This window comes from Streptomyces cellostaticus (genome assembly GCF_023630175.1).
GTDB classification, from domain to species: Bacteria; Actinomycetota; Actinomycetes; order Streptomycetales; family Streptomycetaceae; genus Streptomyces; species Streptomyces cellostaticus_A.
Map to the genome: position 1 here is coordinate 1 of NZ_JALLIN010000047.1, position 26,538 is coordinate 26,538.

At 72.3% G+C, this 26,538-nt stretch carries 24 protein-coding genes, 3 tRNA genes and 2 pseudogenes; 12 read left to right on the top strand and 17 right to left on the bottom strand.

Features of this window, described 5'->3' with window-relative positions; all coding sequences use genetic code 11:
- Together MXD57_RS25525 and MXD57_RS25530 are read right to left on the bottom strand one after the other, a co-directional pair.
- On the bottom strand, positions 1 to 2,273 hold a 2,273-nt coding region (locus MXD57_RS25525; RefSeq protein ID WP_250404377.1), incomplete at its 3' end, for a PAS domain-containing protein.
- Positions 2,274 to 2,547: 274 nt separating this feature from the next.
- Entirely contained in the window at positions 2,548 to 3,099 is a 552-nt protein-coding gene (locus tag MXD57_RS25530) for an SSI family serine proteinase inhibitor (RefSeq protein ID WP_250404378.1), read from the bottom strand.
- Between the two features lie 197 nt (positions 3,100 to 3,296).
- Here MXD57_RS25530 and MXD57_RS25535 point away from each other — a divergent pair.
- Positions 3,297 to 3,387: transfer RNA gene (locus tag MXD57_RS25535), tRNA-Ser, on the top strand.
- A 195-nt stretch (positions 3,388 to 3,582) separates the two neighbouring features.
- Positions 3,583 to 3,655: transfer RNA gene (locus MXD57_RS25540), tRNA-Arg, on the top strand.
- Between the two features lie 77 nt (positions 3,656 to 3,732).
- Here the strand turns inward: MXD57_RS25540 and MXD57_RS25545 are convergent.
- Positions 3,733 to 4,008 (bottom strand): annotated as a pseudogene (locus MXD57_RS25545) (site-specific integrase); the annotation flags it as partial.
- Positions 4,009 to 4,324: 316 nt separating this feature from the next.
- Between MXD57_RS25545 and MXD57_RS25550 the strand changes: the two are divergent.
- The 6 genes from MXD57_RS25550 (at position 4,325) to MXD57_RS25575 (ending at position 12,627) form a co-directional block, all read left to right on the top strand.
- Positions 4,325 to 5,206, top strand: coding sequence for a DUF2797 domain-containing protein (locus MXD57_RS25550; protein ID WP_250404379.1), 882 nt, complete (start codon positions 4,325 to 4,327; stop codon positions 5,204 to 5,206).
- Positions 5,207 to 5,325: 119 nt separating this feature from the next.
- Entirely contained in the window at positions 5,326 to 6,066 is a 741-nt protein-coding gene (locus MXD57_RS25555; RefSeq protein ID WP_250404380.1) for a response regulator transcription factor, read from the top strand.
- Positions 6,063 to 7,682, top strand: a complete 1,620-nt coding sequence (locus MXD57_RS25560; RefSeq protein ID WP_250404381.1) for a HAMP domain-containing sensor histidine kinase — start codon at positions 6,063 to 6,065, stop codon at positions 7,680 to 7,682. Before MXD57_RS25555 ends, MXD57_RS25560 begins: the two co-directional genes overlap by 4 nt.
- A gap of 14 nt (positions 7,683 to 7,696) precedes the next feature.
- A complete protein-coding gene (locus MXD57_RS25565; protein ID WP_250404382.1) occupies positions 7,697 to 9,346 on the top strand; it encodes a glycosyltransferase in 1,650 nt (549 codons plus the stop codon).
- Positions 9,343 to 11,613: a glycosyltransferase family 39 protein gene (locus MXD57_RS25570; protein ID WP_250404383.1), complete on the top strand. Its 2,271-nt coding sequence runs from the start codon at positions 9,343 to 9,345 to the stop codon at positions 11,611 to 11,613. The genes MXD57_RS25565 and MXD57_RS25570 overlap by 4 nt, the downstream gene beginning before the upstream one ends.
- 255 nt (positions 11,614 to 11,868) lie before the next feature.
- Complete coding sequence (locus MXD57_RS25575) at positions 11,869 to 12,627, top strand: TetR/AcrR family transcriptional regulator (protein ID WP_250404384.1); 759 nt, start codon at positions 11,869 to 11,871, stop codon at positions 12,625 to 12,627.
- Between the two features lie 97 nt (positions 12,628 to 12,724).
- Here the strand turns inward: MXD57_RS25575 and MXD57_RS25580 are convergent, their stop codons facing one another.
- Positions 12,725 to 13,195 (bottom strand): PPOX class F420-dependent oxidoreductase, encoded by a 471-nt coding sequence (locus MXD57_RS25580; protein WP_250404385.1) that lies wholly within the window; start codon positions 13,193 to 13,195, stop codon positions 12,725 to 12,727.
- A gap of 369 nt (positions 13,196 to 13,564) precedes the next feature.
- Here MXD57_RS25580 and MXD57_RS25585 point away from each other — a divergent pair, with 369 nt between their 5' ends.
- Positions 13,565 to 14,233 (top strand): ANTAR domain-containing protein, encoded by a 669-nt coding sequence (locus MXD57_RS25585; protein ID WP_250404386.1) that lies wholly within the window; start codon positions 13,565 to 13,567, stop codon positions 14,231 to 14,233.
- A gap of 70 nt (positions 14,234 to 14,303) precedes the next feature.
- On the opposite strand, the gene MXD57_RS25590 is transcribed toward MXD57_RS25585, so the two are convergent.
- The 3 genes and pseudogenes from MXD57_RS25590 to MXD57_RS25600 form a co-directional block, all read right to left on the bottom strand.
- Positions 14,304 to 15,125, bottom strand: coding sequence for a YceI family protein (locus MXD57_RS25590; protein ID WP_250404387.1), 822 nt, complete (start codon positions 15,123 to 15,125; stop codon positions 14,304 to 14,306).
- A gap of 102 nt (positions 15,126 to 15,227) precedes the next feature.
- On the bottom strand, positions 15,228 to 17,741 hold the full coding sequence (locus MXD57_RS25595) for an MFS transporter (RefSeq protein ID WP_250404388.1): 2,514 nt from the start codon (positions 17,739 to 17,741) through the stop codon (positions 15,228 to 15,230).
- Between the two features lie 13 nt (positions 17,742 to 17,754).
- Positions 17,755 to 18,250: pseudogene (locus MXD57_RS25600) on the bottom strand (MarR family winged helix-turn-helix transcriptional regulator).
- A gap of 205 nt (positions 18,251 to 18,455) precedes the next feature.
- Between MXD57_RS25600 and MXD57_RS25605 the strand changes: the two are divergent.
- Complete coding sequence (locus tag MXD57_RS25605) at positions 18,456 to 18,653, top strand: hypothetical protein (RefSeq protein ID WP_250404390.1); 198 nt, start codon at positions 18,456 to 18,458, stop codon at positions 18,651 to 18,653.
- 85 nt (positions 18,654 to 18,738) lie between these two features.
- Here the strand turns inward: MXD57_RS25605 and MXD57_RS25610 are convergent, their stop codons facing one another.
- From MXD57_RS25610 to MXD57_RS25625, 4 genes are all read right to left on the bottom strand, one after another.
- A complete protein-coding gene (locus MXD57_RS25610) occupies positions 18,739 to 19,674 on the bottom strand; it encodes an RNA polymerase sigma factor SigF (protein WP_250404391.1) in 936 nt (311 codons plus the stop codon).
- 313 nt (positions 19,675 to 19,987) lie between these two features.
- Positions 19,988 to 20,824, bottom strand: a complete 837-nt coding sequence (locus MXD57_RS25615; protein WP_250404424.1) for an RNA polymerase sigma factor SigF — start codon at positions 20,822 to 20,824, stop codon at positions 19,988 to 19,990.
- Positions 20,825 to 21,000: 176 nt separating this feature from the next.
- Positions 21,001 to 21,294: a Dabb family protein gene (locus MXD57_RS25620; protein WP_250404392.1), complete on the bottom strand. Its 294-nt coding sequence runs from the start codon at positions 21,292 to 21,294 to the stop codon at positions 21,001 to 21,003.
- A 10-nt stretch (positions 21,295 to 21,304) separates the two neighbouring features.
- Positions 21,305 to 21,484, bottom strand: a complete 180-nt coding sequence (locus MXD57_RS25625; protein ID WP_250404393.1) for a hypothetical protein — start codon at positions 21,482 to 21,484, stop codon at positions 21,305 to 21,307.
- 437 nt (positions 21,485 to 21,921) lie between these two features.
- Between MXD57_RS25625 and MXD57_RS25630 the strand changes: the two genes are divergently transcribed.
- Positions 21,922 to 22,647 (top strand): hypothetical protein, encoded by a 726-nt coding sequence (locus MXD57_RS25630; protein ID WP_250404394.1) that lies wholly within the window; start codon positions 21,922 to 21,924, stop codon positions 22,645 to 22,647.
- Between the two features lie 201 nt (positions 22,648 to 22,848).
- Here MXD57_RS25630 and MXD57_RS25635 read toward each other — a convergent pair.
- The 4 genes from MXD57_RS25635 to MXD57_RS25650 form a co-directional block, all read right to left on the bottom strand.
- Positions 22,849 to 22,933, bottom strand: a tRNA-Ser gene (locus MXD57_RS25635).
- Positions 22,934 to 22,978: 45 nt separating this feature from the next.
- The gene (gene tadA / locus MXD57_RS25640; RefSeq protein WP_250404425.1) at positions 22,979 to 23,410 is read right to left on the bottom strand and encodes a tRNA adenosine(34) deaminase TadA; all 432 of its coding nucleotides are present in this window, start codon (positions 23,408 to 23,410) and stop codon (positions 22,979 to 22,981) included.
- Between the two features lie 56 nt (positions 23,411 to 23,466).
- The gene (locus MXD57_RS25645) at positions 23,467 to 24,003 is read right to left on the bottom strand and encodes a tRNA adenosine deaminase-associated protein (protein WP_250404426.1); all 537 of its coding nucleotides are present in this window, start codon (positions 24,001 to 24,003) and stop codon (positions 23,467 to 23,469) included.
- Positions 24,004 to 24,336: 333 nt separating this feature from the next.
- Positions 24,337 to 24,555, bottom strand: a complete 219-nt coding sequence (locus MXD57_RS25650) for a hypothetical protein (protein WP_284506085.1) — start codon at positions 24,553 to 24,555, stop codon at positions 24,337 to 24,339.
- A gap of 96 nt (positions 24,556 to 24,651) precedes the next feature.
- Here MXD57_RS25650 and upp point away from each other — a divergent pair, with 96 nt between their 5' ends.
- The gene (upp, locus tag MXD57_RS25655; protein WP_250404395.1) at positions 24,652 to 25,287 is read left to right on the top strand and encodes a uracil phosphoribosyltransferase; all 636 of its coding nucleotides are present in this window, start codon (positions 24,652 to 24,654) and stop codon (positions 25,285 to 25,287) included.
- 158 nt (positions 25,288 to 25,445) lie between these two features.
- Here the strand turns inward: upp and MXD57_RS25660 are convergent, their stop codons facing one another.
- Entirely contained in the window at positions 25,446 to 26,078 is a 633-nt protein-coding gene (locus MXD57_RS25660) for a LytR C-terminal domain-containing protein (protein ID WP_250404396.1), read from the bottom strand.
- Positions 26,079 to 26,175: 97 nt separating this feature from the next.
- Positions 26,176 to 26,472 (bottom strand): type II toxin-antitoxin system VapB family antitoxin, encoded by a 297-nt coding sequence (locus MXD57_RS25665; RefSeq protein WP_004943146.1) that lies wholly within the window; start codon positions 26,470 to 26,472, stop codon positions 26,176 to 26,178.
- Positions 26,473 to 26,538: the final 66 nt, after the last annotated feature.

The following is a 26,538-nucleotide window of genomic DNA, read 5'->3' on the forward strand; positions in this document are numbered from 1 at the left end:
AGGGCGAAGACCGTACGGGCACCGGACTCCTGCGCCGCCGCCCGCTCCTGTGCAGCGGCCAGCGCCCGTCGGCGCCGACCGGTCGGCCGCGCGTCGTCGGCCGCACCGGTCCCGTTCCGCTCGGCGCCGGCCGCGGGCAGCGCGGGCGGCAGGGCGGCCTGCGGTGCGTCCGGGTCACGCCGGGCACGGCGGCCCGTGGGCACGGGCACGCCCTGCGGCGGCACGGCGCCGCCGAGTCCGTTGCCCGCGGCGGCGGTACCCGCCGCATGCTCGGCCGCCGTCATCACGGCACCCTCGCTCACGCCCTCGCCACCGGCGTCCGGCTCGGCTGCCCGGCCGCGTCGGCGTCCGGTCCCGCCGTCCTGGGCCTCGGCCACGACCGGTGCCGCCGCCTCGACGGCGGCCGCCGCACGCCTGCGGCGCCGCCCCGTCGGCGAGGGCGACTCGGGCCCGCCGTCGGCGGGCTCACCGGACGCACCGGCGGCGTCGCTCTCCAGGAAGGCGTCCGTCGAGGCCCGGCGGGCCCGGCGCCGACCGCCACCGGCGCCCGGTCCGGCGCCTTCCGGCACGGCGGCCTCCCCGGCGTCCGGGACCTGGGGGGCGACCGCCCCAGCCCCGCCGCCGAGCGGCACCTCGAGCACGTACGCGCTGCCGCTCATGCCCGGCACCTCGTGCGTCTGCAGCACTCCGCCGTGCGCCCGGACGATCCCGCGCACGATCGGCTCGTGCACCGGGTCTCCCCCGCCGTACGGCCCGCGCACCTCGATCCGCGCGACCTCGCCGCGCTGGGCGGCCGCGACCACGACCGTGTTGTCCATGTACCCGCCCGCCGAGACGGGCGCGTTGCCGGTGGCGTCGACACCGGCCACGTCCGCCACCAGATGCGCGAGCGCGGTGGCGAGCCGCTGCGCGTCCACCTCGGCCTCGATGGGCGGCGCGTGCACGGCGAACTGCACCCGGCCGGGCCCGATCAGCTCGACGGCCCCGTCCACACCGGCCGCGACGACGGCGTCGAGCATCACCTTCGTCCGGGTGATGTCCTCGCTGCCGGCGTCGAGGTGCTGGTAGCCCAGCACGTTGTCGATCAGCGCGGTGATGCGCGAGTACCCGGCGGACAGGTGGTGCAGCACCTGGTTGGCCTCGGGCCACAGCTGGCCGGCGTCGTCCGCGGCCAGAGCGGCCAGCTCGCGGCGCAGTTCGTCCAGCGGGCCGCGCAGCGACCGGCCCAGCAGCGTGAGGAGTTGCTCGTGCCGCCCGGCGAGCGCCTCGTAGCGGTCCTTCTCCCGCTCGCCGAGGGCGGCGTACCGCTCCTCGCCGGCCGCCAGTTCCTCCTCGTGCTGCTCGCGCAGCTTCTCGAGCTCGGCGACGTGCGCCTGACGCAGCGCGGTCAGGTCGGAGGCGTGCTCCTCGGAGAGCCGCTCCAACTCGTCGGCGTGCGCCTTCTCCAGGGCGGACTTCTCGTCGGCGAGATCGTCGTACGGGCGGCGGTCGGTGAAGGTCATCACGGCGCCGACGAGCTGGTCGCCGTCGCGCACGGGCGCGGTGGTCAGATCGACCGCGACCCGGTCCCCGCCCTTGGACCACAGCACCTGCCCGCGCACCCGGTGCTTGCGTCCGGAGCGCAGGGTGTCGGCGAGCGGGGACTCCCCGTACGGGAAGGGCGAGCCGTCGGCGCGGGAGTGCAGCACGAGGGTGTGCAGCTCCTTGCCGCCCAGCTCACCGGCCCGGTACCCCAGTATCTGGGCGGCGGCCGGATTGACCAGCACGATCCGCCCGTCGGTGTCGGTACCGACGACGCCCTCCGAAGCCGCCCGCAGGATCATCTCGGTCTGCCGCTGGGAACGGGCCAGCTCGGCCTCGGTGTCCACGGTTCCCGACAGGTCCCGCACCACGAGCATCAGCAGCTCGTCACCGGTGTAGCCGTAACCGTCGTACGCCTGCTGCCCGTTCTCCAGATTCGCGCTCGTGACCTCGACCGGGAACTCGGTCCCGTCGGTCCGCCGCGCGATCATGCGGGTCGGCTTGGTCCGTCCGCGCGGATCCATGTGATCGGGGCGCCGCATGGAGCCGGGGATGAGCCGGGAGTCGAACTGCGGCAGCAGATCGAGCAGACCGCGCCCGACGAGCGCGGTGCCCGGCGTCTCGAAGGCCTCCAGGGCGATGGTGTTGGCGTTGACGACGGTTCCGTTGGCGTTGACCAGGACCAACGCATCGGGCAGCGCGTCGAGTATGGCTGCGAGGCGAGCAGCGCCTCGGGATGGCCTGCTGCTCACGAGACGCTTCCTCCTTGTTACCGCACCTTGCCTACCCCCCGGGCCATCTTGCCAACCGGCCCGCAGGGTGTCACGCGAGGGAGTCTAAGGGCACGGGTTGCGCTCGCGACGCCGGATGAGAGGGAGGTCGCACGACGAAGTGACGGCGAACATGTGACCGCATGCGTCCGTCGTAGGGCCGGCCGCGTCCCGCACCCGTTTCGGCCCTCGTCCCGGCTCCGCGAGACCTTCGCGGGACCTTTACGCGAGCGGCGGCGCCGGGCGGGCGACGGCGCTACGCGAGCGACGGTCGAGCCGGGACAGCCGCCGCGGGCGAACCGAGCCTCGGCAGCAGCGGCACCATCCGGTCCCACCGGGCGATCTCGCATCCGTTGCCCCGGTCGTACACGGCGTCGACCGGTCGTCCGGCCCAGGTCCCGGTGACCCGGGCGGTGGCCGGGCCGCCGTAGATCATGGTGCAGATGCTGTCGGGGGCGACCGGGGCGAAGGTGTCCCGACCCCACTGCGTGTTCGCGTCGAGCGTCCGGCAGGCTCCCGCCGCGTCCGGGTGGTTCCCGGCCGTGGGATGGCAGGACACCTCGTACGTACCGTCCAGCCCGCGGCCCGCGTGCCGTACGACGACGATGAGGTGATCACCGGTCTCGTCCCCGGGACGCGCCGGCGGGGGCATGAGGTCCGCGCCGGGCGGAGCGGGCGCGTGGTGCGCGGCGGGGACGGCCGGTGCCGCGGGGGCTGCCGTGGCCGGTGTGGCGGCGAGGGCGGACAGGGACGGGATCGAGAGGGCGGCGAGTGCCGACACCAGGACGCCCCGCGGGACGACCGACATGACAGAGACCATGCCCTGATCAACGCGCACGGCCGCCGGACGTTGCGGTGCCGCACCGCCGGGCGCCGCACCGCCGGTCGAAGCCCTTTGCCCTGCGGCCCCGGTGCCTAGTACCGTGGAGGTCGATTGGTGACAGCACGCTCGACTGTGTCATCATCTGCACGCACCAGTCGCGCGCTCGCGTGAGTGGTTGTGCTGGAGGCGTCGCCTAGTCCGGTCTATGGCGCCGCACTGCTAATGCGGTTTGGGTCTTAAAGCCCATCGAGGGTTCAAATCCCTCCGCCTCCGCGCTCATCCCGAAGCCCCGGTCCCAGGACCGGGGCTTCGGCGTTGTCGGCTCCACCCGCCCCGATTCGCGTTTCCGCAGGTCACAAGGGGTATGCGAATCGGATTTCACATGACGGCGGCAGTCATGTAATGTTCTTCCTGTCGCCGCGAGCGGGCCGGAAGGGCCGGGAGCGGAGGACGAAAACAAAAGAACAAGCACTCGTAGCTTAACGGATAGAGCATCTGACTACGGATCAGAAGGTTGCAGGTTCGAATCCTGCCGAGTGCACACAGGTTGAAGGCCCCGGAGAGATCCGGGGCCTTCTGCGTTTCGGGGTCGTACAGCAGCGGAGTACAGCAACGGCGTCAGCCGGCGCCGCCCATGGCATCGGAGAGCTTGCCGAGCGCGGCCCGCACCTCTTCCTCGCTGGCTTCGGCGTAGACCTCCATCGTCATGGCGATCCGCGAGTGCCGCAGGATCCGCTGTGCGGCTCTCGGGTGCACCTTGAGCTCCATCGGGAGCGAGCCGCGGGTGTGCCGGGTGTGCCGGAGCGTGATCACCCGGAGCCGGGCGCGCCGGGCCCGCAGGGCGAACATCCGGGTGAGGTTCCCCGGCCCGATCGGCGTCCCGTACTTCGTCGATCCGCCGCAGGGTGCGGCGGTACGGCACTGCTGATGGCGCGGAGGCGCACGGCCGACCGCGCTCGACCGCGTCGTCGGGACTTCGCCGGCCTGGTCGTGCCCGCAACCCACGGGTCCGGATGGCGCGGAGAGCCCCGCGGGCGGCGGGACGCGGGCGGAGGCGTCCGAACGCGGTGGCCGTGGTGCCGGCGAGGCGGGGGCCGGAGCGACGGTGGCGTCCGGCGCCGGGTGAACCGGCCGTCGGCACGGGGTCGGCGGCGTCCGGCGTGCCGTGCTCCCAGGGCACTGTCAGCGGTCCCCTCTACCCTCACCGGTGATGGGACGCGTGTGGAAGTGTTCGGGGCTGCGGTGGGCGGCGGACGGGCCCGTGCTGGTGTGGGACGGGGGGCGGCGCAGTGCGCTGTCCTGGGGGAAGAGGGTGGCCTTCGCGGTGCCGGAGGGGGCCGTGCGGCGGTGTGTGGGGGCCCGGGGGAACCCGTGTCCGGTGGCGGCCGGGGTGCCGGGGCGGAGCAAGGGGGCCCGGTGCGAGGAGTGCGCGCGGCTGGACCGGGCGCACTCGGTGGCCGCCGACACCCTCGCCGACGATCCGCGCCCCTACCGGGTGTACCTGGCCTGGTTCGGGCCCGGCATGGTCAAGGTCGGGATCACCGCCGTCGAGCGCGGTCCGGCGCGGCTGCTGGAACAGGGAGCCGTCTGTTTCAGCTGGCTGGGTACCGGTCCGCTGATGGCCGCCCGGCGGACGGAGGAACTGCTGCGGGCGGCGCTGCGGGTGCCGGACCGGATCCCGTACGCCGACAAGCGGTCCGTGCGGGCCGCGCTGCCCGGCACCGCGGCCGAACGGGCCTTTGAGGTCGAGGAGTTGCATGCCCGGGCCGGCGCGCTCGGCGAGTGGCCGGAGTCGCTGGGCCGGGAGCCCTGCCGGGTGGTGGACCACATGGAGCGGTTCGGGCTTCTCGCCCCGGCGGCAGCGGCCGCCGGGGCGGACGTGGTGGAGCTGGTGCCGGGCGGAGCCGTGAGCGGTGAGCTGGTCGCGGCGGCCGGGCCCGATCTGCATCTGGCGGTCGGCGGCCGACTCGGGGCCGTCGTCCTCGACACGCGGCTGATGACCGGGTGGGAGGTGGCGCCCCGGTCCTCGGGAACCGGGGAAATCCGCCTGCCCACAAGGGCGTTCGACACCAAACCCGAAGGGCTGTTCTGACACGGCGGCCGGGGCGGGGGCGGTTCCCAGGTGCCGCCTGAGAGCCGCCTGTGTGTTTCTCAGGTAAATCACAGACTGGGAAAAGCGTCTTCTCAGAGGACCCCGAAAGGGTGTCCGCCATGACCACGACCTCGCCCCAGGGGCGCACCGAACTGCTGAGGCCGGACGGGAGCCCCGTCCGCGTGCTTGTGGTGGACGACGAGCTGTCGATCACCGAACTGCTGAGCATGGCCCTTCGCTACGAGGGCTGGCAGATCAGGAGCGCGGGCGACGGGCAGGGCGCCGTCCGGACGGCCCGCGAGTTCCGTCCCGACGCCGTCGTCCTGGACATGATGCTGCCGGACATGGACGGCCTGACCGTCCTCCAGCGGCTGCGGCGCGAACTGCCCGACGTGTCCGTGCTCTTCCTGACCGCCAGGGACGCGGTCGAGGACCGGATCGCCGGGCTCACCGCGGGCGGCGACGACTACGTCACCAAGCCGTTCAGCCTGGAGGAGGTGGTGGCCCGGCTGCGCGGGCTGATCCGGCGCTCCGGAGCCGCCGACCGGAGGTCCGACTCCATGCTCGTCGTCGGTGACCTGACCCTGGACGAGGACAGCCACGAGGTGTCGCGGGGCGGGGACAACATCCACCTGACCGCGACCGAGTTCGAACTGCTGCGCTTCCTCATGCGCAATCCGCGGCGCGTCCTCAGCAAGGCGCAGATCCTGGACCGCGTGTGGTCGTACGACTTCGGCGGGCAGGCGAACGTCGTCGAACTGTACATCTCCTATCTGCGCAGGAAGATCGACGCCGGCCGGGAACCGATGATCCACACCCGGCGCGGGGCCGGCTACCTGATCAAGCCCGCCGTGTCATGAGCGGACGACGACGGCCGCGTCCGCGGAAACGGGCGGGGCAGCCGCGCACCCTGCGGACCCGGCTCGTCGTCGCGTCGGTGGTGCTGATCGCCGTGGTGTGCTCGGTGATCGGCACCGTCACCACGCTGGCGCTGCGCTCGCACCTGTACGACCAGCTCAACGGCCAGCTCCACGAGGTCGCCGCGCGCGCGTCCGGCTCCTTCGGCCCGCCGGGCGAGAAGGCCAGGGGCGCCCTGGCGCCGGGCGGGCGCAAGCCCAGGGCCCATCCCCCGGTCCTCACCGACTTCGTCACCAATGGCCCGCAGGCGCAGGGCAACATCGCCGCCGCCGTGGTGAACGGTGTGATCACGGATGCCGCGCGCGGCTGGCAGTCACCCAGTGACTTCGAGATGAAGCCGAAGTCACTGACCAAGGCGCAGACCGCCGCTCTCCAGACCGTTCCGCGCGAGGACGGGGAACAGCACACCGCCAGTCTCCCCGGCCTGGGGGAGTACCGGGTCGAGTACCGCACCGGTGACAACGGCGCCTACTACGTCGCCGTACCGACGGCCTCGGTCGACAACACGATCGACACGCTGATCCTCGTCGAGGTCAGCGTCACCGCGGCCGGTCTCGTGGCCGCCGTCATCGCCGGCTACGCGCTCGTCGGCGTCGCCACCCGCCCCCTGCGCAGGGTCGCCGCCACCGCCACCCGGGTCTCCGAACTGCGCCTGCACACCGGCGAGGTGAACCTGAGCGAGCGGGTCCCGGAGTCGGAGTGCGACCCGCACACCGAGGTCGGCCAGGTGGGTGCGGCGCTCAACCGACTGCTCGACCACGTGCACGGCGCGCTGCACGCCCGGCAGCAGAGCGAGACCCGGGTACGGCAGTTCGTCGCCGACGCCAGCCACGAACTGCGCACGCCGCTCGCCTCCATCCGCGGCTACGCCGAACTCACTCGGCGCGGACGCGAACAGGTCGGACCCGACACCCGGCACGCCCTCGGCCGCATCGAGTCCGAGGCGGGGCGGATGACCTTCCTCGTCGAGGACCTCCTCCTGCTCGCCCGGCTCGACGCCGGACGGCCGCTGCAGTTCGAGCAGACCGATCTCGTGCCGCTCGTCGTCGACACCGTCAGCGACGCCCGCGCGGCCGGCCTGGACCACAACTGGCGACTCGACCTGCCCGACGCACCGGCCCCGGTGTCCGCGGACGCGGCCCGTCTGCAGCAGGTACTGGTCAACCTGCTGGGCAACGCCCGCAACCACACACCGCCGGGGACGACCGTGACGGCGCGCGTGCGTCGGCGCGGGGCGTGGATGTGCGTCGACGTCGAGGACGACGGGCCGGGCATCCCGCCCGCGCTGCTGCCGCACGTCTTCGAGCGGTTCGCCCGCGGGGACTCCGCCCGTTCACGGGCCACCGGGTCCACCGGTCTGGGGCTCGCCATCGTGCAGGCCGTCGCGGCCGCGCACGGCGGCGCCGTGACCGTGGACAGCGTGCCGGGGCGGACGGTGTTCACCGTGCACCTGCCCGCGTTCGGTCCCACCGAGGTGCGCCCGGACAGCGGTTCGGACCGGGAACCCCACTCACAGGTACAGCACAGCGCCACCACACGGGTGCGACAGGGCGCCTGAGGAGAGTCGGTGTCATGCGAACCGACTCTTCTCCCGGCACCCTGCCGGCGCGGGAGCACCTCCCGGCCGGAAACGCCGGTACGCCTGTCCTGGACGTAGTGATCCCCGTCTACAACGAGGAGAAGGACCTCGAGCCGTGCGTGCGCAGACTGCACGACCACCTCGCGCGCACCTTCCCGTACGCCTTCCGGGTCACCATCGCGGACAACGCCTCCACGGACGGCACCCCGCGGGTGGCGGCCCGGCTGGCGGACTCGCTCGCCGAGGTCACCGCGTTCCGGCTGGAGCAGAAGGGCCGCGGCCGGGCCCTGCGGGCGGTGTGGTCCGCGTCCGACGCACCGGTCCTCGCGTACATGGACGTCGATCTGTCCACGGACCTCAACGCCCTGCTGCCGCTGGTGGCACCGCTGATCTCGGGCCACTCCGACCTGGCGATCGGCTCCCGGCTCGCCCGTAGCTCGCGCGTCGTGCGGGGTCCCAAGCGCGAGTTCATCAGCCGGACCTACAACCTGATCCTGCGCGGCTCGCTGCAGGCCCGCTTCTCGGACGCGCAGTGCGGCTTCAAGGCCATCCGGCGGGACGTGGCGCAGGTGCTGCTGCCGCTGGTGGAGGACACCGGCTGGTTCTTCGACACCGAGATGCTGGTGCTCGCCGAGCGGGCCGGACTGCGGATCCACGAGGTGCCGGTCGACTGGGTCGACGACCCCGACTCGACCGTGCACATCGTGCGGACGGCGACCGACGACCTCAAGGGCGTGTGGCGCGTCGGCCGGGCGCTGGCCACCGGTTCGCTGCCGCTGGACCGGCTCACCCGGCCGTTCGGGGACGACCCGCGCGACCGCGAGATCCAGGACGTGCCCCGCGGCCTGGCCCGCCAGCTCGTCGGCTTCTGCGTGGTCGGCGGCCTGTCCACGTTGTTCTACCTGCTTCTGTACAGCGTCTTCCGGCAGTTCTCCGGCTCGCAGATCGCCAACGCGCTCGCGCTGCTGGTCTCGGCGGTGGCCAACACGGCCGCCAACCGCCGGCTGACCTTCGGGGTGCGGGGCCGCGGCGGCGCGGTCCGGCACCAGGCGCAGGGCCTGGTCGTCTTCGGTGTCGGACTCGCCCTGACCAGCGGCTCCCTGGCCGCCCTGAACGCTGCCGACGGCAGCCCGGCGCACTCCACCGAACTGGCGGTGCTCGTCGCCGCCAACCTCGCGGCGACCTTGCTGCGCTTCCTGCTCTTCCGGGCCTGGGTGTTCCCGGACCGGCCCGAGGACACCCGACCCTCCACCGTGGCAGCCGCGCACACCCCGTCCGCGCACACCCCGTCCGCGCACACCTGGTCCGGACATACCCCGTCCGGGCAGGCCCCCGCCGCGACGTCCGCACCGACGTACGCCACCGCACCGTCGTACGCCACCGCACCGTCGTACGCCACCACGCCGTCGTACGGCACCACGCCGTCGTACGGCACCGCGTCCGCGCAGGCCTGCGCCACGCCCGCGGCGTACGGGCCGGAGGGGCCGCTCCCGCGCCGCCCGCTGCCGCCCCCGGCGTACGACCCGCACCAGACCACCGTCCAGGTCCGCGCCGATGAGGCCGCGGACGGCAACCGGAGGGACCGCACCGTGCCGCTGTGGCCCGTGCGCCCTCACGACACCGACCCGGGGGACACCCGATGACCACGCACTTCGACCAGCCCGCCCAGCAGGGCGAACCCGGTGTCTGGGGTCCGCCCCCCACGGCTCCCCCGCCGGCCCCGGAGGCCGCCGAGCCCCGCCGGCCCTTCGTGTCCCGGATGTGGCGCGGCCGCCCCGAGGACCCGCGCTGGGCGCGGCCGGCCCTCCTCGGCCTGCTCGTCCTCACCCTCGTCACCTACCTGTACGACCTGAGCGCCTCCGGCTACGCCAACTCCTTCTACTCGGCGGCCGTCCAGGCGGGCAGCACCTCCTGGAAGGCGTTCTTCTTCGGCTCGCTGGACGGGGGCAACGCCATCACCGTCGACAAGCCCTCGGCCTTCCTGTGGCCGATGGAGCTGTCGGTGCGGATCTTCGGCCTGAACTCGTGGGCGGTCCTCACACCCCAGGTGCTCATGGGCGTCGGCACGGTGGCGGTCGTGTACGCCGGTGTGCGGCGCCGGTTCAGTCCCGCCGCCGGCCTGATCGCGGGCGCGGTGCTCGCGCTCACCCCGGTCGCCGCGCTGATGTTCCGGTTCAACAACCCGGACGCGCTGCTGGCCCTGCTGACGTCGCTGGCCTGCTACTTCGTCGTCCGCGCGGTGGAGGACGGGCGGACCAGGTGGCTGGTGTGGGCGGGCGTCGCGATCGGCTTCGCCTTCCTCGCCAAGACCCTGCAGGCGTTCCTGATCCTGCCGCCGCTGGCGGTCGTCTACGCCGTCTGCGGCCCGGTCCGGCTGCGGAAGCGGCTGGCACAACTGGCCCTGGCGACCGTGGCGCTCGTGGTGGCGGGCGGCTGGTGGGTCGCGATCGTCGAGCTGTGGCCGGCCTCCTCCCGTCCCTACATCGGCGGTTCGCAGAACAACAGCTTCCTCGAGCTGACCTTCGGCTACAACGGGCTCGGCCGGATCAGCGGCGACGAGACCGGCAGTGTCGGCGGTGGCGGTGGCGGCAGGGCGGGCGGCTCCGGTCGCTGGGGCGAGACCGGCTGGGACCGGATGTTCAACTCCGAGATCGGCGGCCAGATCTCCTGGCTGATCCCGGCCGCGCTGATCCTGCTGGCCGCCGGCCTGTGGGCGACCCGCCGGGCCCGGCGTGCGTCGGTCACGCGCGCCTCGTTCCTGGTGTGGGGCGGTTCGCTGATCATGACCATGGTGGTCTTCAGCTACATGGCGGGCATCTTCCACCAGTACTACACGGTGGCCCTCGCCCCGTACGTCGCGGCCGTCACCGGCATGGGCGCCGGGCTGCTGTGGGAGCGGCGCCGGGAGACCTGGGCGTCGATCACGCTCGCCGCCGCCACGGTGGCCGCGGCCGCCTGGGGCTACGTCCTGCTCAACCGCACCCCCGACCACCTGCCCTGGCTGCGGTGGCTGGTGCTGGTCGGCGGCCTCGCGGCCGCGTTCGGGCTCGTCTTCGCCGGGCGCGTCCCCCGGCGCCTGGCCCTCGGCGCGGCGGCGGTGGGCCTGGTGGCCGCGCTGGCCGGGCCGGCCGCGTACACGCTCAGCACGGTGAACTCGGCGCACACCGGTTCCATCCCCACGGCCGGTCCGGCGGGCGCGAGCAGGATGGGCTTCGGCGGCGGCCGCCCCGGCGGCGGTGGCATGCCGGGCGGCTTCCGCGGCGGGATGCCGGGTCAGGGGCAGCAGAACCAGCAAGGGCAGCAGGGCCTGCCGGGCGGGCCGGGGCAGCAGGGCCGGCCCAATGGGAACGGAACCCAGCCGGGCCAAACCCAGCCGGGCCAGGGCCAGGGCCAGGGTCAGGGACAGGGCCAGGGCCTTCCCGGCGGGGGCATGCCCGGCCGGAACGGCAGCGCCCAGGGCCAGGGGCCGCAGAACGGGAACGGTGTCCCGGGCGGCGGTGCCAGGGGCGAGGGCGGCCGTGCGGGCGGCGGCGGTGGCGCCGGCGGTCTGCTGGACGGCGCGCAGGTCGGCTCGGCGGCCAGGAAGCTGCTGGAGACGGACGCGGACGAGTACACCTGGGTCGCCGCCTCGGTCGGCTCCCAGAACGCCGCGAGCTACCAGCTCGCCACCGGCGAACCGGTGATGGCGATCGGCGGCTTCAACGGCACCGACCCGTCCCCGACCCTGGCCCAGTTCAAGGAGTACGTGGCCGAAGGGAGGATCCACTACTTCATCGCCGGCGGCGGCATGCGCGGTGGCATGGGTGGCGACAGCGGTTCGGCCTCCGAGATCAGCTCGTGGGTGGAGAGCAACTTCAAGAAGGTGACGGTCGGTTCGGCCACCTTCTACGACCTGACCGAGAGCGGCTGACCGAGGGCGGCTGACGAGACACGGCCGGTGGCCACCGCCGTACACCGCGGGGCCCCGGCCGTGCGGTGTACGGCACGTCCGTCTCCCCCGGTCGGGGCGGCTCCGGCACCGACCGCCTAAGAGCTCGCGGCCCGGGGTATGCGTGCCGCTGCGGGCGGTGTGCGGTCGGCCGCGCCCAGGCGGCGGAGCCCCGTACCGACACGGCCGCGCGCCCCACGTCCGGGGCGGTGACCGGAGTTCGAGAGAGGTGCGTCGGTGGCCAGGACCGGTGACGGGTCGGCGCGGGGCAGTGTCTGGCTGGAGCCGAGGACACCGCGCGGCGGACGCGGCGGCCAGCCCTCGGGCCTGGACCGGGAGCGGATCACCGCGGTCAGCCTGCGGCTGCTGGACGCCGAGGGCATGGCGAGGTTCTCCATGCGGCGGCTGGCCGCCGAACTGAACGTCACCGCGATGTCCCTGTACTGGTACGTCGACACCAAGGACGACCTCCTCGAACTCGCCCTCGACGCCGCGCACGGCGAACTCCGGCTGCCGGACCCGGAGGACGAGGGCGCCGACTGGCAGGACCAGTTGCGGGCGCTGGCCGGGGAGTACCGGGCGCTGCTGGTGCGCCACGCCTGGCTGTCGCCACTGGCCGGGCGCCACCTCAACATCGGCCCCAACGCGCTGGAGTTCTCGCGCGTCGTCCAGCGGGTCGTCCGACGGGCCGGGCTGCCCGCGCACGGCGTCACCGGCGCCATCTCGGCCGTCCTGCGGTTCGTGTACGGCTACGGCACGGTCGAGGCCCACTTCCTCGCCCGGGCGGCGGACACCGGGCTGACCGCGGACGAGTACTACCGCCAGACCATGAGTCCGGTCGCCGAGGACCCCGGGACCGCCGAGGCGTCCCGCGAGTCCCGGGAACCGATGGCGGCACGGGGCGGCGGCGCGGTCGACGAGATGATGGACCGGGACTTCGGCTTCGCCCTCGACCTGCTGATCGCCGGCATCGAGGCGATGGCCGCCAGGGGCTGACCGCCTCCGGCCGGGCCAGGCGGGAGCCGCGCCGGAGCACCGGCCGGCATGTGCCCCCGTGCGGTCCTGGGGGTGTCAATCCGCGTGAGGTCGGGGCCTAGTCGCCTTCCGCCAGTCGCGCCGGGAACCCGCCGGTGGCCACCGGGCCCCACCGGTCCGGCGTCACCCGGATGATGGACTTGCCCTGCTTGCGCATCGCCTCGCGGTACTCGTCCCAGTCCGGGTGCTCCCCGGCGATGTTGCGGTAGTACTCGACCAGGGGCTCGACCGAGTCGGGGGTGTCGATGACCTCCGCCGTGCCGTCGATCTGGACCCAGGGCCCGTTCCACTCGTCGCTGAGGACGATCAGGCTGACCCGGGCGTCCCGCTTGGCGTTGCGGGTCTTGGCGCGCTCGGGGTAGGTGGAGGCCACGATCCGGCCCGAGTCGTCCACCCCGCAGGTGAGCGGGGAGCCCTGGGGGTTGCCGTCGGCACGGCGGGTGAGCAGGACGGCACGGTGCCTGGGGCGTACGAAGTCCAGCAGTTCGGCCCGCGATACGCGGGTGTTCGTCGCGATGTTCGGTGCCATGGACGCAGCCTAAGGGCTGCCCCGTGATCCCCGGCGGATGGGCGCACGGCGCCGGATGCGGTGCGCCGCGAGGCGGAGGGAGCCCTCGTGCCGGGCGTATTCGGGCGATCCGGCAACGCGGCGAGGTGCGGTGGCCGTCGTGGTGCGTCCGCCCGGGGACCGCGGGACGGTCCTTCGGGCGAGCGGGGCGCTGTCGGCCCGGCCCCGTCGGGCGCTGGGTCGTCCGGGCGTCACTTCACCGCAACGGAGCAGCTAAAGTGCACCTGTCGTGTGCTCGCAGTCGGGAATGTGCTGCGGAGCTCTCCTGAGCATGGCCGTATGGCCGTGACACCCGAGAGGTTCGTGGTGGTTTCCCCTGACTTTTTCGACGTGACCCGTTCTCCGGCCGGCCTGGAGCTGGCGGAGGCGCTCACGCTGGCGGCTCGGCGGCTGCACGAGACCACCACCGCGCAGGCCACGCTGCGCACCGCCGTGCAGCTGGCCGTGGAACTGCTGCCCGGCGCCGAGCACGCCGGCGTGCTGGAGATCGACCGGGCGGAGGGACGCCGGACGGTCGCCTGGACCGACGACATCGTGCGGGACGCCGAGGCTCCCGAGCTGGCGCACTGGGAACGGCTGTGGACCTCGCCGGTGGCGCGGCTGCCCGAGGGCGACGGCGACGCCGGGACCGAGCCGGGGCCGCTGTCGGACCTGGGGCTGCGCTCGGTGCTGTCGCTGCGGCTGCGCGCCGACCGGCGCCGGCTCACCGTGCTCACCGCCTACTCCGGCGAGCCGTGCGCCTTCGACGACACCACCGCCCGCCTCGGCCGCCTCTTCACGGCGCACGTCAGCCTGGCCCTGAACTCGGTGACGGTGCAGGAGCAGCTCACCGAGGCCATGCACACCAGGGATCTGATCGGCCAGGCCACCGGAGTCCTCATGGAGCGCCTCGACATCGACGCGGCGGCGGCCTTCGAGAGCCTGGTGCGCGCGTCCCAGCGGGAGAACGTCAAACTGCGGGACCTGGCCCGGCGCATCGTGGGCGCCACCGACAACTGAGCCGGCGGGAACGACGACGGCCCGCCGCCACGCGCAGTGGCGGCGGGCCGTCGTCGTTCCCGCAGACCCGTCAGGCGGCGGGCAGTGCCTCGCCCTGGACCGCCTGGATGTCCAGCTCGACCCTGAGGGTCGTGCCGATGGCGGCGATGCCCGCCTGGAGGACCTGGTTGTAGTTCATCGCGAAGTCTTCGCGGTGCAGTTCGGTGGTCGCCCGGAAGGCGGCGCGGGTGCCGCCCCACGGGTCGGCACCGGTGCCGAGGTAGGCCAGGTCCAGGTCGACCGGCCGCACCACGCCGTGCATCGACAGCTCGCCCCGCACGGTCCAGCGGTCCGGGCCGGCCACCGTCACGCCCGTCGAGCGGTAGCCGATCTCCGGGTGCCGCTCGACGTCGAGGAAGTCCGCGGACCGCAGGTGCGTGTCCCGCATGGCGTTGCCGGTGTCGACGGACGCGGCCCGGATCACCGCCTCGACACGGGACTTGGTGACGTCGTCCGGGGCGATCTCGATGGTCCCGCCGAACCGGGTGAACCGGCCGTGCACACTGGAGATCCCCAGGTGCTGGGCGACGGCGGCGACGGAGGAGTGCGCCGGGTCGATGGTCCACGGGCCGGGCGGCGGCAGCTCGGTGCCGCCCTGCCGGGCCAGCGTGACGGTGCCGACCTCGGCCCGCCCGCTCGCGGTCACGATGGCGCTGGAGGCGGCGGGCGCGTAGCCCACGGCGGTCACGATCACCGTGTAAGCCCCCGGCGCCAGCTCGGTGACGTCCCGTACGGCACCCTCGGTGTCCGCCTCGGCCCGCAGCACCTGCGCCCCGGTCGTGTCGGTCATCGTGACGACCGCGTGCGACACGGCCCATCCGTCCCGGGTACGGATCCTCGCGGACAGTCCCATCCCGTTTTCTCCCTGAAAGCCTGATGATCCGGTCGTGTGGAACCGGCCCGTGACGGGCGCGTCTCCGCTCAAGGCGCGCGCCGTCACGGGCCGGGGCTCGAACTACTCGCCGGGGTGGGCGAGTTCGATGTCGTGGCCGTCGACTCCGGTGCCGTTCACCGACAGGGCCGTCGCCACCGGCGGGTAGCCCGTCGCGATGACGGTGTAGTCGCCGCCGTCCAGGTCGGTGAAGGCGTACGCCCCGTCCGTACCGGTGGTGGCCGTGCCCAGCACGTTGCCCGCCTGGTCGACCAGGGTCACGCGGGCGTCGGCCAGCGGACCGTGCGGGGCCCGCACGACACCCTGCAGCCGGGCGCCGGCGTCCAGGTCGACCTCGACCCGGGTCACCCCGGCCGCGGCGACCTCGACCGGCAGCGCGCGCGGCCGGAAGCCGCTCGCGTTGACCGCGACGGTCACCGTGCCGGGCACCAGGTCGGTGAAGGCGAAGTCGCCCTGATCACCGGTGGCGGCCGTGGCCAGCAGGTCGCCGCGCACGTCGGTGACGATCACCATCGCGTCCTTGACCGGCATTGTGCTCCCGGCCGAGCGGACCACACCGGTCAGCCCGCTGGTGCCGCTGAGCAGGATGTCGTAGGACAGCGGCTCCTCGCCCACCACGATCGTGGAGGCCTGGGGCTGGAAGCCGTCGGCGGAGGCGATCAGGACGTACGAGCCGGCGCCCGGCGCGTCCACCGCGTAGGACCCGTCGGCCTGGGCGACCGAGCGGCCGAGCTGGCGGCCGGACAGCGAGATCAGCGTGACGGCGGCCTGCGGGACCGGGGCGCTCTCGGCGCCGCGGACGAATCCGTGCACCGGGGTGCCGCCGCCCGTGCCGGGCTCCGCGACGGTGGCGACCGCGGTCGTCCGCTGCGCGGCGGCCGCCGGCGCGGTGCCCCCGGTCCCGGTGGCCGCGTCGACCGCGGCCGGGACCGCCTGCGCCTCGGCGACGACCGGGGCGGTGGCCGGGTCCAGGGCGGGCGACTCGGCGTCCTCGGCCTGGGCCAGCGCGCCCTTGGTCTTCAGCGGGACCTCCTTGATGAACAGTGTGATCAGGAAGGCGACGGCGGCGAGGGCGGCCGCGATGGAGAAGACGTCGGCGATGCCGTGCCCGTAGGCGCTCTCCAGCAGCGTCCGGATGGGCAGCGGCAGCTTGTCCATGTCCGGGATGGTGTCGGTGGACCCCGAGCCGGCCATGGCCGCCTGGTACTTGGGGCTGAGTCCCCCGATGCCGTCCGTGACGTAGTGGGTGATCCGGCGGGCCATCACCGCGCCGAGGGCGGAGACGCCGACCGCACCGCCGAGGGAGCGGAAGAAGGTGACCGTGGAGCTGGCCGAACCGAGGTCCGAGGGCGCCACCTGGTTCTGCGTGGCGAGGACCAGGTTCTGCATCATCATGCCGATGCCGAGACCCAGCAGGGCCATGAAGATGGCCATCTTCCAGTAGTCGGTGTCGTACCGGATGCCGCCCAGCAGGGCCAGGCCGGCCGTCACCAGGACGCCACCGCTGACCAGCCAGCCCTTCCAGCGGCCGGTGCGGGTGATGAACTGGCCCGAGACCGTGGAGGAGATGAACAGGCCACCGATCATCGGGATGGTCAGCACGCCCGACATCGTCGGGGACTTGTCGCGGGCGAGCTGGAAGTACTGGCTGAAGAACACGGTGCCGGTGAACATCGCGACACCGACGAACAGCGAGGCGAGCGAGGCCAGCGTGATGGTCCGGTTGCGGAACAGGCGCAGCGGGATGATCGGCTCGCTCGCCTTCGCCTCGACGAGGACGAAGAGCGCGCCGAGCACGACCGAACCGCCGACCATCGCGTAGGTCTGCCAGGACACCCAGTCGTACTTGTCACCGGCGAAGGTGACCCAGATCAGCAGCAGGGAGACGGCGGCGGAGATGAAGAACGCGCCGCCCCAGTCGACCTTGACCTCGCGCTTGACCACGGGGAGGTGCAGGGTCTTCTGCAGCACGATCAGCGCGATGACGGCGAACGGGACACCGACGTAGAAGCACCAGCGCCAGCCCAGCCAGGAGGTGTCGGTGATGACACCGCCGAGCAGCGGGCCGCCGACGGTGGCGACGGCGAAGGTGGCACCGAGGTAACCGGAGTAGCGGCCCCGCTCACGCGGGGAGATCATCGTGGCCATGACGATCTGGGCCAGGGCCGACAGACCGCCGACGCCGATGCCCTGCACCACACGGCAGGCGATCAGCATGCCGGGGTTCTGCGACAGGCCGGCGGCCATCGAGCCGATGACGTAGACGACCAGGGCTATCTGGACGAGCGCCTTCTTGCTGTACAGGTCGGCGAGCTTGCCCCACAGGGGAGTGGCCGCGGTCATGGACAGCAGGGCGGCCGTGACGACCCAGGTGTAGGCGGACTGACCGCCGCCGAGGTCGCCGATGATCTCCGGCAGGGCGTTGGAGACGATCGTGGACGACAGGATCGCCACGAACATGCCGAGCAGGAGCCCGGACAGGGCCTCCATGATCTGCCGGTGGGTCATCGGGGCGTGACCCGTGCCTCCCCCGTGCTTGGCGTGAGCCCGCACACCGGCTGGTGTGGTCGTTGCCATGGGCTTCCTTTTCTTACGTGCTTGCGGGTGTACGGGTGGTCTCATTCGACTACGGGCGCGGGGCTCCGGGCCGGGACCGAGCGGCAGTCGCCGAAGGACGCGCGCAGGCGCGCCATCAGCTCGATGAGCCGGCCGACCTCGTCGTCGGTCCAGTCGGCGAGTCGCTCGGCCAGCAGGTGTGTGGTCCGCCGGGACAGTTCGTCCAGTTGCTCCAGGCCGTCGGGTGTCAGGCGCAGGATGCGCGAACGCTTGTCCGCGGGGTCCGGGTGCCGCTCGATCCAGCCGCGGGCGGCGACGTGCGCCACATGGCGGCTGGTGACCGACATGTCCACGGAGAGCAGCTCCGCGAGCTTGCTCATGCGCATGTCGCCGTGGCTGCCGAGCAGGGTCAGCACGGCGGCGGAGCCGGCCGGGCACTCGGACGGCAGGATGCGTCCCAGGTCCCGCTTCACGGCTCCGAAGGCGCTGAACTGACGTACCAGCTCCTCGTACTGCGCCTGCTCGGCCATCACACCTCCCGTATTCGTTGCTTGGGGCAACCATAGAGGAGGTTGGTTGCTGAAGGCAAACAATCAGGGGTACGCCGATGCAAAAGCTTGGCAAAGGCACGTATTGCGATCGTAAATGCGCTGGTCGGAGTGGCCGTCCGCACCCCGTCTGTCCCGGTGGACCCCCACTTGGGTCGCACCGGCGGATTCGCTAGTGTCTCGGGCCATGGCTAACACCCAGGGCCCCCAGGGCAATTACGACCCCGCAGGCAGCACCCAGATGTTCCGCGCGTTCGTCGACGAGGGCCCCCAGGGGCGGCGGCAGGAGCAGCCGGCCTCTTCCGGGCCCCGGGTCGGTCTGATCATCGGCATCGTGGCGGCCGTGGTCGTCGTCGCCGCCGTCGCCTGGCTCGCGCTCATGTAGGACACCCGGCCGCCCGGACACACGACGGCCGCCGACGCTGCCGCGATGGCGCCTCGGCGGCCCTGTCCGTGTGCCCGCGGGCCGGTCAGTCCGAGATGAGGCCCTCGCGGAGCTGGGCCAGGGTCCGGGTCAGCAGCCGGGAGACGTGCATCTGGGAGATGCCGACCTCCTCGCCGATCTGCGACTGGGTCATGTTGGCGAAGAAGCGCAGCATGATGATCCGGCGCTCCCGGGGCGGGAGCTTGGCCAGCAGCGGCTTCAGGGACTCCCGGTACTCCACGCCCTCCAGCGCGCTGTCCTCGTAGCCGAGGCGGTCGGCGAGGGAGCCCTCGCCGCCGTCGTCCTCGGGGGCCGGGGAGTCGAGCGAGGAGGCGGTGTAGGCGTTGCCGACCGCGAGGCCGTCGACCACGTCCTCCTCGGAGACGCCGAGCGCGGCGGCCAGCTCCGTGACTGTCGGGGAGCGGTCCAGCTTTTGGGACAGCTCGTCGCTGGCCTTGGTGAGGGCCAGGCGCAGCTCCTGGAGCCGGCGCGGGACGCGCACCGACCAGGAGGTGTCGCGGAAGAAGCGCTTGATCTCACCCACGACCGTCGGCATCGCGAACGTCGGGAACTCCACGCCCCGTTCGCAGTCGAAGCGGTCGATCGCCTTGATCAGGCCGATGGTGCCGACCTGGACGATGTCCTCCATCGGCTCGTTGCGGGAGCGGAAGCGGGCCGCCGCGTAGCGCACGAGGGGGAGGTTGAGCTCGATCAGGGTGTCCCGGACGTAGGCCCGCTCGGGGCTGCTCTCGTCGAGTGCGGCGAGCCGCAGGAAGAGGGACCGGGACAGGGTCCGGGTGTCGATGTCCGCCGCGACCGGCGGGGCCGGGACAGGGGCGGCGGCCGGGTCGGCCTGGGCCGGCACGGCTTCGAGGGCCGTGACGCCCTCGATGCCGTCGAGGACGTCGAGAGCGTGGAGCTCCTTGGGCGCTGCCTCGCTCGTGGGCGTGAGGACCTTCGAGCTGCCCTGGTCTGCGGACATGCCACCCCCTTTGGGTCGCGGGACGGTCGCGGCGGCGCCGCCTTTTCGAGCAACGCAGCCTTCACCTGAATACCGGAACCGGAGCTCCGGCAAACGCTCTTCCGGCAGAATGTCACATGTCGGCAACACGCTGTAGTGACATGTCGACATGCCAGCCGTGAATCGGCCCTGGAAAGAAGGGGTCTGACGGCCTTTCGGCGCACAACTGTCGGGAACCGCCATGGTGGGCGATTCGCTCTCGACGGTCAGTGATCGATCCCGCTTTCGAACCGCCGTGGGCTGGCGTTTTCCGGAGTGTGCTCCCGTGCGCCGGTTATGCCTCGATGCGATTCGCGGATCGCAGCCGCTGGAAGCTGCGCGCGAGTAGCCGGGATACGTGCATCTGGGACACCCCGAGTTCCGCGCTGATCTGCGACTGGGTGAGATTGCTGTAGTAGCGCAGCAGCAGGATCCGCTGTTCCCGTTCGGGGAGTTGGACCAGGAGGTGGCGCACCAGGTCGCGGTGTTCCACGCCGTCCAGGGCGGGGTCCTCGTAGCCGATGCGGTCCAGCAGGCCGGGCAGTCCGTCGCCCTCCTGCGCGGCCTCGAGGGAGGTGGCGTGGTACGAGCGTCCCGCCTCGATGCAGGAGAGCACCTCCTCCTCGCTGATCCTGAGCCGCTCGGCGATCTCGGCGGTCGTCGGGGAGCGCCCGAAGGCCGTGGTGAGGTCCTCGGTCGCGCTGTTGACCTGGACCCACAGCTCGTGCAGCCGGCGCGGTACGTGGACCGTGCGGACGTTGTCCCGGAAGTAGCGCTTGATCTCGCCGACCACGGTCGGCATCGCGAAGGTCGGGAACTGCACCCCCCGGTCGGGGTCGAAGCGGTCGATGGCGTTGATCAGACCGATGGTTCCGACCTGGACCACGTCCTCCATCGGCTCGTTGCGGGAGCGGAAGCGGGCGGCCGCGTAGCGCACGAGCGGGAGATTGGCCTCGATCAGCGCACCGCGCACCCGGTCGTGCTCCGGCGTGCCCGGAGTCAGGTCCTTCAGCTCGGCGAAGAGCACCTGGGTCAGGGCGCGGGTGTCGGCGCCGCGGCGCTTCTCGGGGGCCGGAGGGGCGGGGCTGGGCACCTCGCCCTGGGGCGGCGCAGTACTGGCCGACACGGTCAACGCCACCTCTTCATCGGTCAGTCATCCGTCAAAAGCGGTCATAGCATCACAAGACATGTGCACTGTGTGCAAGCACCCGATAACGTCGTGTTGTGCTCGAACGCCGTCCAGTTCGGGACCCCCGGACGCGGAAAAGCCCCCCATCGTCGCCATGGGGGGCTTTCGGTGCGCGGGGGTCAGAACTCGTAGTCGGCGATCACCCACGTGGCGAACTCCCGCCACAGCGCGACGCCCGCCTGGTGGGCCGGGTGCTCGAGGTAGCGCCGCAGGGCGTCCTGGTCCTCGACGGCCGAGTTGATCGCGAAGTCGTAGGCGATGGGCCGGTCGCTGATGTTCCAGGCGCACTCCCAGAACCGCAGCTCCTCGATCAGGCCGCCGAGCGCCCTGAAGGCCTCCACCCCCGCCACGACCCGCGGATCGTCGCGCTCGACGCCCTCGTTGAGCCTGAAGAGGACCAGGTGACGGATCATGGGGTGTACCTCAGCTCTGTGCTCCGTTGGCGACCCAGGTCATGAAGTCGCCGATGGCCTTGGCCGCGTCCGATATGCCCTCGAAGCCTATCTGGACGTACTCGGCCGCCTTGGCCGGGTCGGTGATGATCACGTACAGCGCGAAGACCGCGAGCACGTACACGGCGATCTTCTTGGCGTTCACCGCCACCGCGGCCTCCCCTGCACCTGCTGCGACTCTTGGCTGCCCTGTTGTCGGCGGTGAGTTTATCCGCCCGGTCATGTGTTCCGGCCAGGGGATTGTGTGCGAGTCGCGGGCGGACCGGAACGCGGGCCGGTGGGCGGACAGTTGGGTGAGTGGCCCGGGCCGGTGGGCGGAGCTCGACCGGCGCGGTGGCGGAGGGGCCTGACCCCACTGCTCGGTGACGGCCCGACGGCGGCACCGCCGGGGCGCTCGTACACCTCCGGTTGGGCCGGCGAGGCCGCCCGGCGGCCGTACGGCCGCCGGCCAGGGCACCTGCGACCGACCCGCCGCCCGTCGTCCGCGGTCTTCTCAGCCCGGTGCCTGTCGGTCATGCTTGCCGGCGGGTACTGAGCCGGATTGCCGTTCGCTTCGGGGCGCAGGATGCAGCAGGGGAAGAGCGAGTCATGTCACTCGATGTCGCGATCAATCTGGTTGCCTCGTTCATGGCCTTCTTGATCGGCTGGACGGCTCGCAATCTCCTCTCGTACTACCGGAGCAGTCGCCCTGTCGCTCGCCTGTGGCGGGTCAATCGTGATGCACCCGTGACCGCCGTGGTCGGCGATCCCGGCGGAGGGAGGTTGCTGTGGGAGGCGGATGCGCTGGCGGCCATGAACCTGCGCCTCAGCCTGGCCCGCGAACTCAAGATCCATTCGATCGGGACTGTCAGGTCGTCCGCCTTCAGCATGGCCGCTCAAGCGGAGGACAACGTAGTCGTCATCGGTGGGCCCGACATGAACCAGACGTGGAAGACATACGCGAACAGGCTGGACTTACCGTATGAATTCCAGATGGTCGGCGACTACTACCGGATTGTGGCCCGAGAAGGGGATGAGTCCTTCGGGGGGTCCAGGGATCCCGAGGCTGGAACAAAGCAGGATTCCGCCCTGGTGGTCTTCGCCCGGAATCCCTTCGAGCCGGGCAGCAGGCTGATCATGATGGCGGGATGCGGCGGCCTTGCCACTCTGGCCGCACCTGCCGTCTTCTCTCCGGAGTACGCCAGAAGGATCGCCCGGCGGTTCGATACGTCCAAGCCCCTCGCGCTGATCCTCTCGGTGGAGGACGTGAACGGCTACGTGGGCAAGCCCAGGATCGTCGCCTGGAAGCATTTCACCCAGTCGGTCGGCGACTGAACCGCTGCCCGGTCACGGGCTGTCCGGGTGGGGCAGCGCGCTCGTGGGCTGCCGCTCACGTTCCCCGTTCATCCGTGGTCCCCGCGCGGCCGCGGTGGGCGGGGGGAGTTCCCGGCCGGGTGGAGGGGCCGACTGGGACGGGCACGGAGGCGGAAGCCGAAGGGGCGTCCCGTTCATCGAACGGGACGCCCCTTCCATCTGCGGTAGCGGAGGGATTTGAACCCTCGGTGACTTGCGCCACACTCGCTTTCGAGGCGAGCTCCTTCGGCCGCTCGGACACGCTACCGAGGGAGACCCTACAGCAAGGTGGGGCGAGGTTTGAAATCGGAATTCAGCGGTCCCGGAAGAACTCCGTGAGCACCCGCGCGCAGTCCTCGGCCAGCACGCCCTCGACGACCTCGGGACGGTGGTTGAGCCGCCGGTCGCGCACGACGTCCCACAGCGAACCGGCCGCTCCCGCCTTCTCGTCCCGGGCGCCGTAGACGACCCGGTCCACCCGGGACTGGACCAGGGCGCCCGCGCACATCGTGCAGGGCTCCAGCGTGACGACCAGCGTGCAGCCGGCCAGCCGCCACTGCCCGAGCTTCGCGGCGGCGCGCCGGAGGGCGAGAACCTCCGCGTGCGCCGTCGGGTCGCCGGTGGCCTCGCGCTCGTTGTGCCCGGCGGCCAGGACCGTCGAGCCGTCCGGGGACAGCAGGACGGCGCCGACGGGGACGTCGCCGCCCTCCGCCGCCAGCCGGGCCTCGTCCAGGGCGAGCCGCATCGCGGACCGCCAGGGGTCGCGCACCGGGTCGGGTGCGCCGGTGGTGTCCTCGGTGCTCAGCGGACGGTCTCCAGCACCTCCGAGGCGCCCAGGGCCTCGGCGATCGTGCCCAGCGCGTCCTCGGCCTCCAGGGTGCGCAGCTCCTTCTCGCCGATACCCAGGTCGTCGAGGATCTCGCTGTCGCCCACCGGGCTGTGCGGCACGGCGTCGGCGGCGGTGCCGTCCGTGTCGTCCCCGTCGTCGTCGGACTCGCCGTCCTCCGTGCCGTCGAGGTCCAGGGAATCCAGGTCGGGGCCGTCGTCCGCGCCCGGCTCCCGGCCCAGCAGCTCATCGGTGAGCAGCAGCTCGCCGTAGGCGCTGCGGGCGGCGGCGGCCGCGTCCGACACGTAGATGCGGGGATCGTCCTCGCCGTCCACGCGGACGACACCGAACCAGGCGTCCTCCTGCTCGATCAGGACGAGCACGGTGTCCTCTTCGGGAGAGGCTTCCCGGGCCAGGTCGGCGAGATCCGACAGGGTCTCCACATCGTCGAGCTCTGTGTCGCTCGCTTCCCACCCGTCTTCGGTGCGCGCGAGCAGTGCGGCGAAGTACACCGTGACTCTCCCACTGGTCATAGGCGTGCCGGTTGGGGGTCCCCCCGGCGGAGGTCTCTGGGCGGGTGGAGCTGGGCTCCGGGCCCCGTCCACTCGGAATCGTGGCAGAAACAAGACGCTCAGGGGACGTCTTCGGCTCCCTGTGTCCGGCAGTTTTGATCGTGGATCCGTGACCGGCCCACGTGTGCGTCCGCTGCCGCCACCTGCGGATCGTACGCGGCCCCACCGGCGCTCACACACGTCCGCCCCGGCAACACCGGTGCGTTCGCCGGTCTTTCCCACCGGCTTTCTTCCGAAGGGTCTCTTCCCACCCGACCGTACGACGGAATCCCCCTACCAGCGGAAGGTTCGCATCCGCATGGCGTGGCGCAACCGGGCCGCCTTGGCGCGCCGGGGCTGGACGCGGTCGCGCAGGGCCCGCGCCTCGGCCAGGTCGCGCAGGAACTGGGCGCGGCGGCGCCGGCGCTCGGCGTCCGTCTCGGGCAGCCGGGGGCCTGTCGCGCTCCCGGCGTCCACGGCGGCGTCGGTCTCATGATCAGGCAGGTCAGCCACAGTCACACCACCCCGGGTCCGTCCCTCCCACTTTCCCTCGGACGGGCGGTTTGATGCCAGCGCGAAGTGCGGCCGAGCGCGGTTACTGTTATGAGCATGCGTCTCCACGTCGTCGACCACCCCCTGGTCGCTCACAAGCTCACCACGCTGCGCGACCAGCGCACCGACTCCGCGACCTTCCGCCGGCTCGCCGACGAACTGGTCACCCTGCTCGCCTACGAGGCCACGCGGGACGTGCGCACCGAGGCCGTCGACATCCGGACGCCCGTCGCCGGGACGACCGGCGTCAAGCTCGCCCGGCCGCGCCCGCTGGTCGTCCCGATCCTGCGGGCCGGCCTCGGCATGCTCGACGGCATGGTCCGGCTGCTGCCGACCGCCGAGGTGGGTTTCCTGGGCATGATCCGCAACGAGGAGACGCTGGAGGCCTCCACGTACGCCTCGCGCATGCCGGAGGACCTCTCGGGCCGGCAGGTGTACGTCCTGGACCCGATGCTGGCCACCGGCGGCACGCTGGTCGCGGCCATCCGTGAGCTGATCAAGCGCGGCGCCGACGACGTCACGGCCGTGGTGCTGCTCGCCGCGCCGGAGGGCGTCGAGGTCATGGAGCGGGAGCTCGCGGGCACCCCGGTCACGGTCGTCACGGCGGCCGTCGACGACCACCTCAACGAGCACGGCTACATCATCCCCGGCCTCGGGGACGCGGGCGACCGGCTGTACGGCGCGGCGGAGTAGGGCCGGTACGGCGGATCGGGCCGGCACCGGCCGGCGCGGTCCCCGTCGCCGCGGGTGAGCCGTGCCCGGCCCCGCGGCCGCGGCCCGATCCAGCGGTCGGGGCCCGATCCAGCGGTCGGGGCCCGATCCCGCGGTCGGGGCCCGTGGCCGGGCCCCGCTCAGCAGCCCTTGCCCGCCGCCGCGGTCGTCTGCTTCGGCTCGTTCAGCCGGGCCAGGGCCTGGTCGGCGGCCGCCCGCCGGGTCAGGCTGCCGAACCTGTCGCCGATGATCAGGTCGAGGCCGGCCCCCTTGCGGCCGGCCTCGGTGCGGCGCTCGGCGCCGGTGAGCTGGGTGGCGAGCACCGGCAGCGAGGTGTCCAGCGCGGAGGCCGGGCCGAGGAGCACCCCGGTGCCCTTGACCTTCTTGTCGAACTCCTTGGATGCGTTGCCCACTTCGCCGATCTTGAAGCCGCGCTTCTTCAGCTCGTCCGCGGTGGCCTTGGCGAGGCCGCTGCGGGTCGTGGCGTTGTAGACGTTCACGGTGATCGTGCGGGGCTCGGGCAGCGCCTTGGCCGGCGCGGCTGAGGCCTTCGCGACGGGGCACTCCTTGGTGGCCGCCGCGGACTTCTCGCCGCCGCCGGTGAAGACGTCGATGAGCTGCAGGGTGCCCCAGCCGACCAGGCCGAGCGCGGCCACGGAGGCCACCACGGCGGCCACCAGCCGTCCGCGCCGCCGGGGAGGACGCATCCGAGGGTATTTGTCCCCCGTGATCCGGTACTGGCCGCCCATGCCGGGGGGAGTCAGCATGCTCATATGCGCAGCGTAGTGCGCCTGAGCAGCGATGCCTATTAGATGATCAGCAGATGGCCCTCTGCGGAACCCGAAAGAGGCAACGTCCGTGGCGTGCGGGTCAGTCGAGTTCGAGCACGCGCGCGTGCAGCACCTGGCGCTGCTGGAGGGCGGCGCGCACCGCTCGGTGGAGGCCGTCCTCCAGATACAGGTCGCCCTGCCACTTCACGACATGCGCGAAGAGGTCGCCGTAGAACGTCGAGTCCTCGGCCAGCAGGGTCTCCAGATCGAGCTGCTGCTTGGTGGTCACGAGCTGATCGAGGCGGACCGGGCGTGGCGCGACGTCCGCCCACTGCCGGGTGCTTTCCCGGCCGTGGTCGGGGTACGGCCGGCCGTTTCCGATGCGCTTGAAGATCACACGGAAAGCCTACCGGTCCAGACGTTCCGGGCGCAGCCATGGCGCCGCAGTGCGACGCCGGAAAAT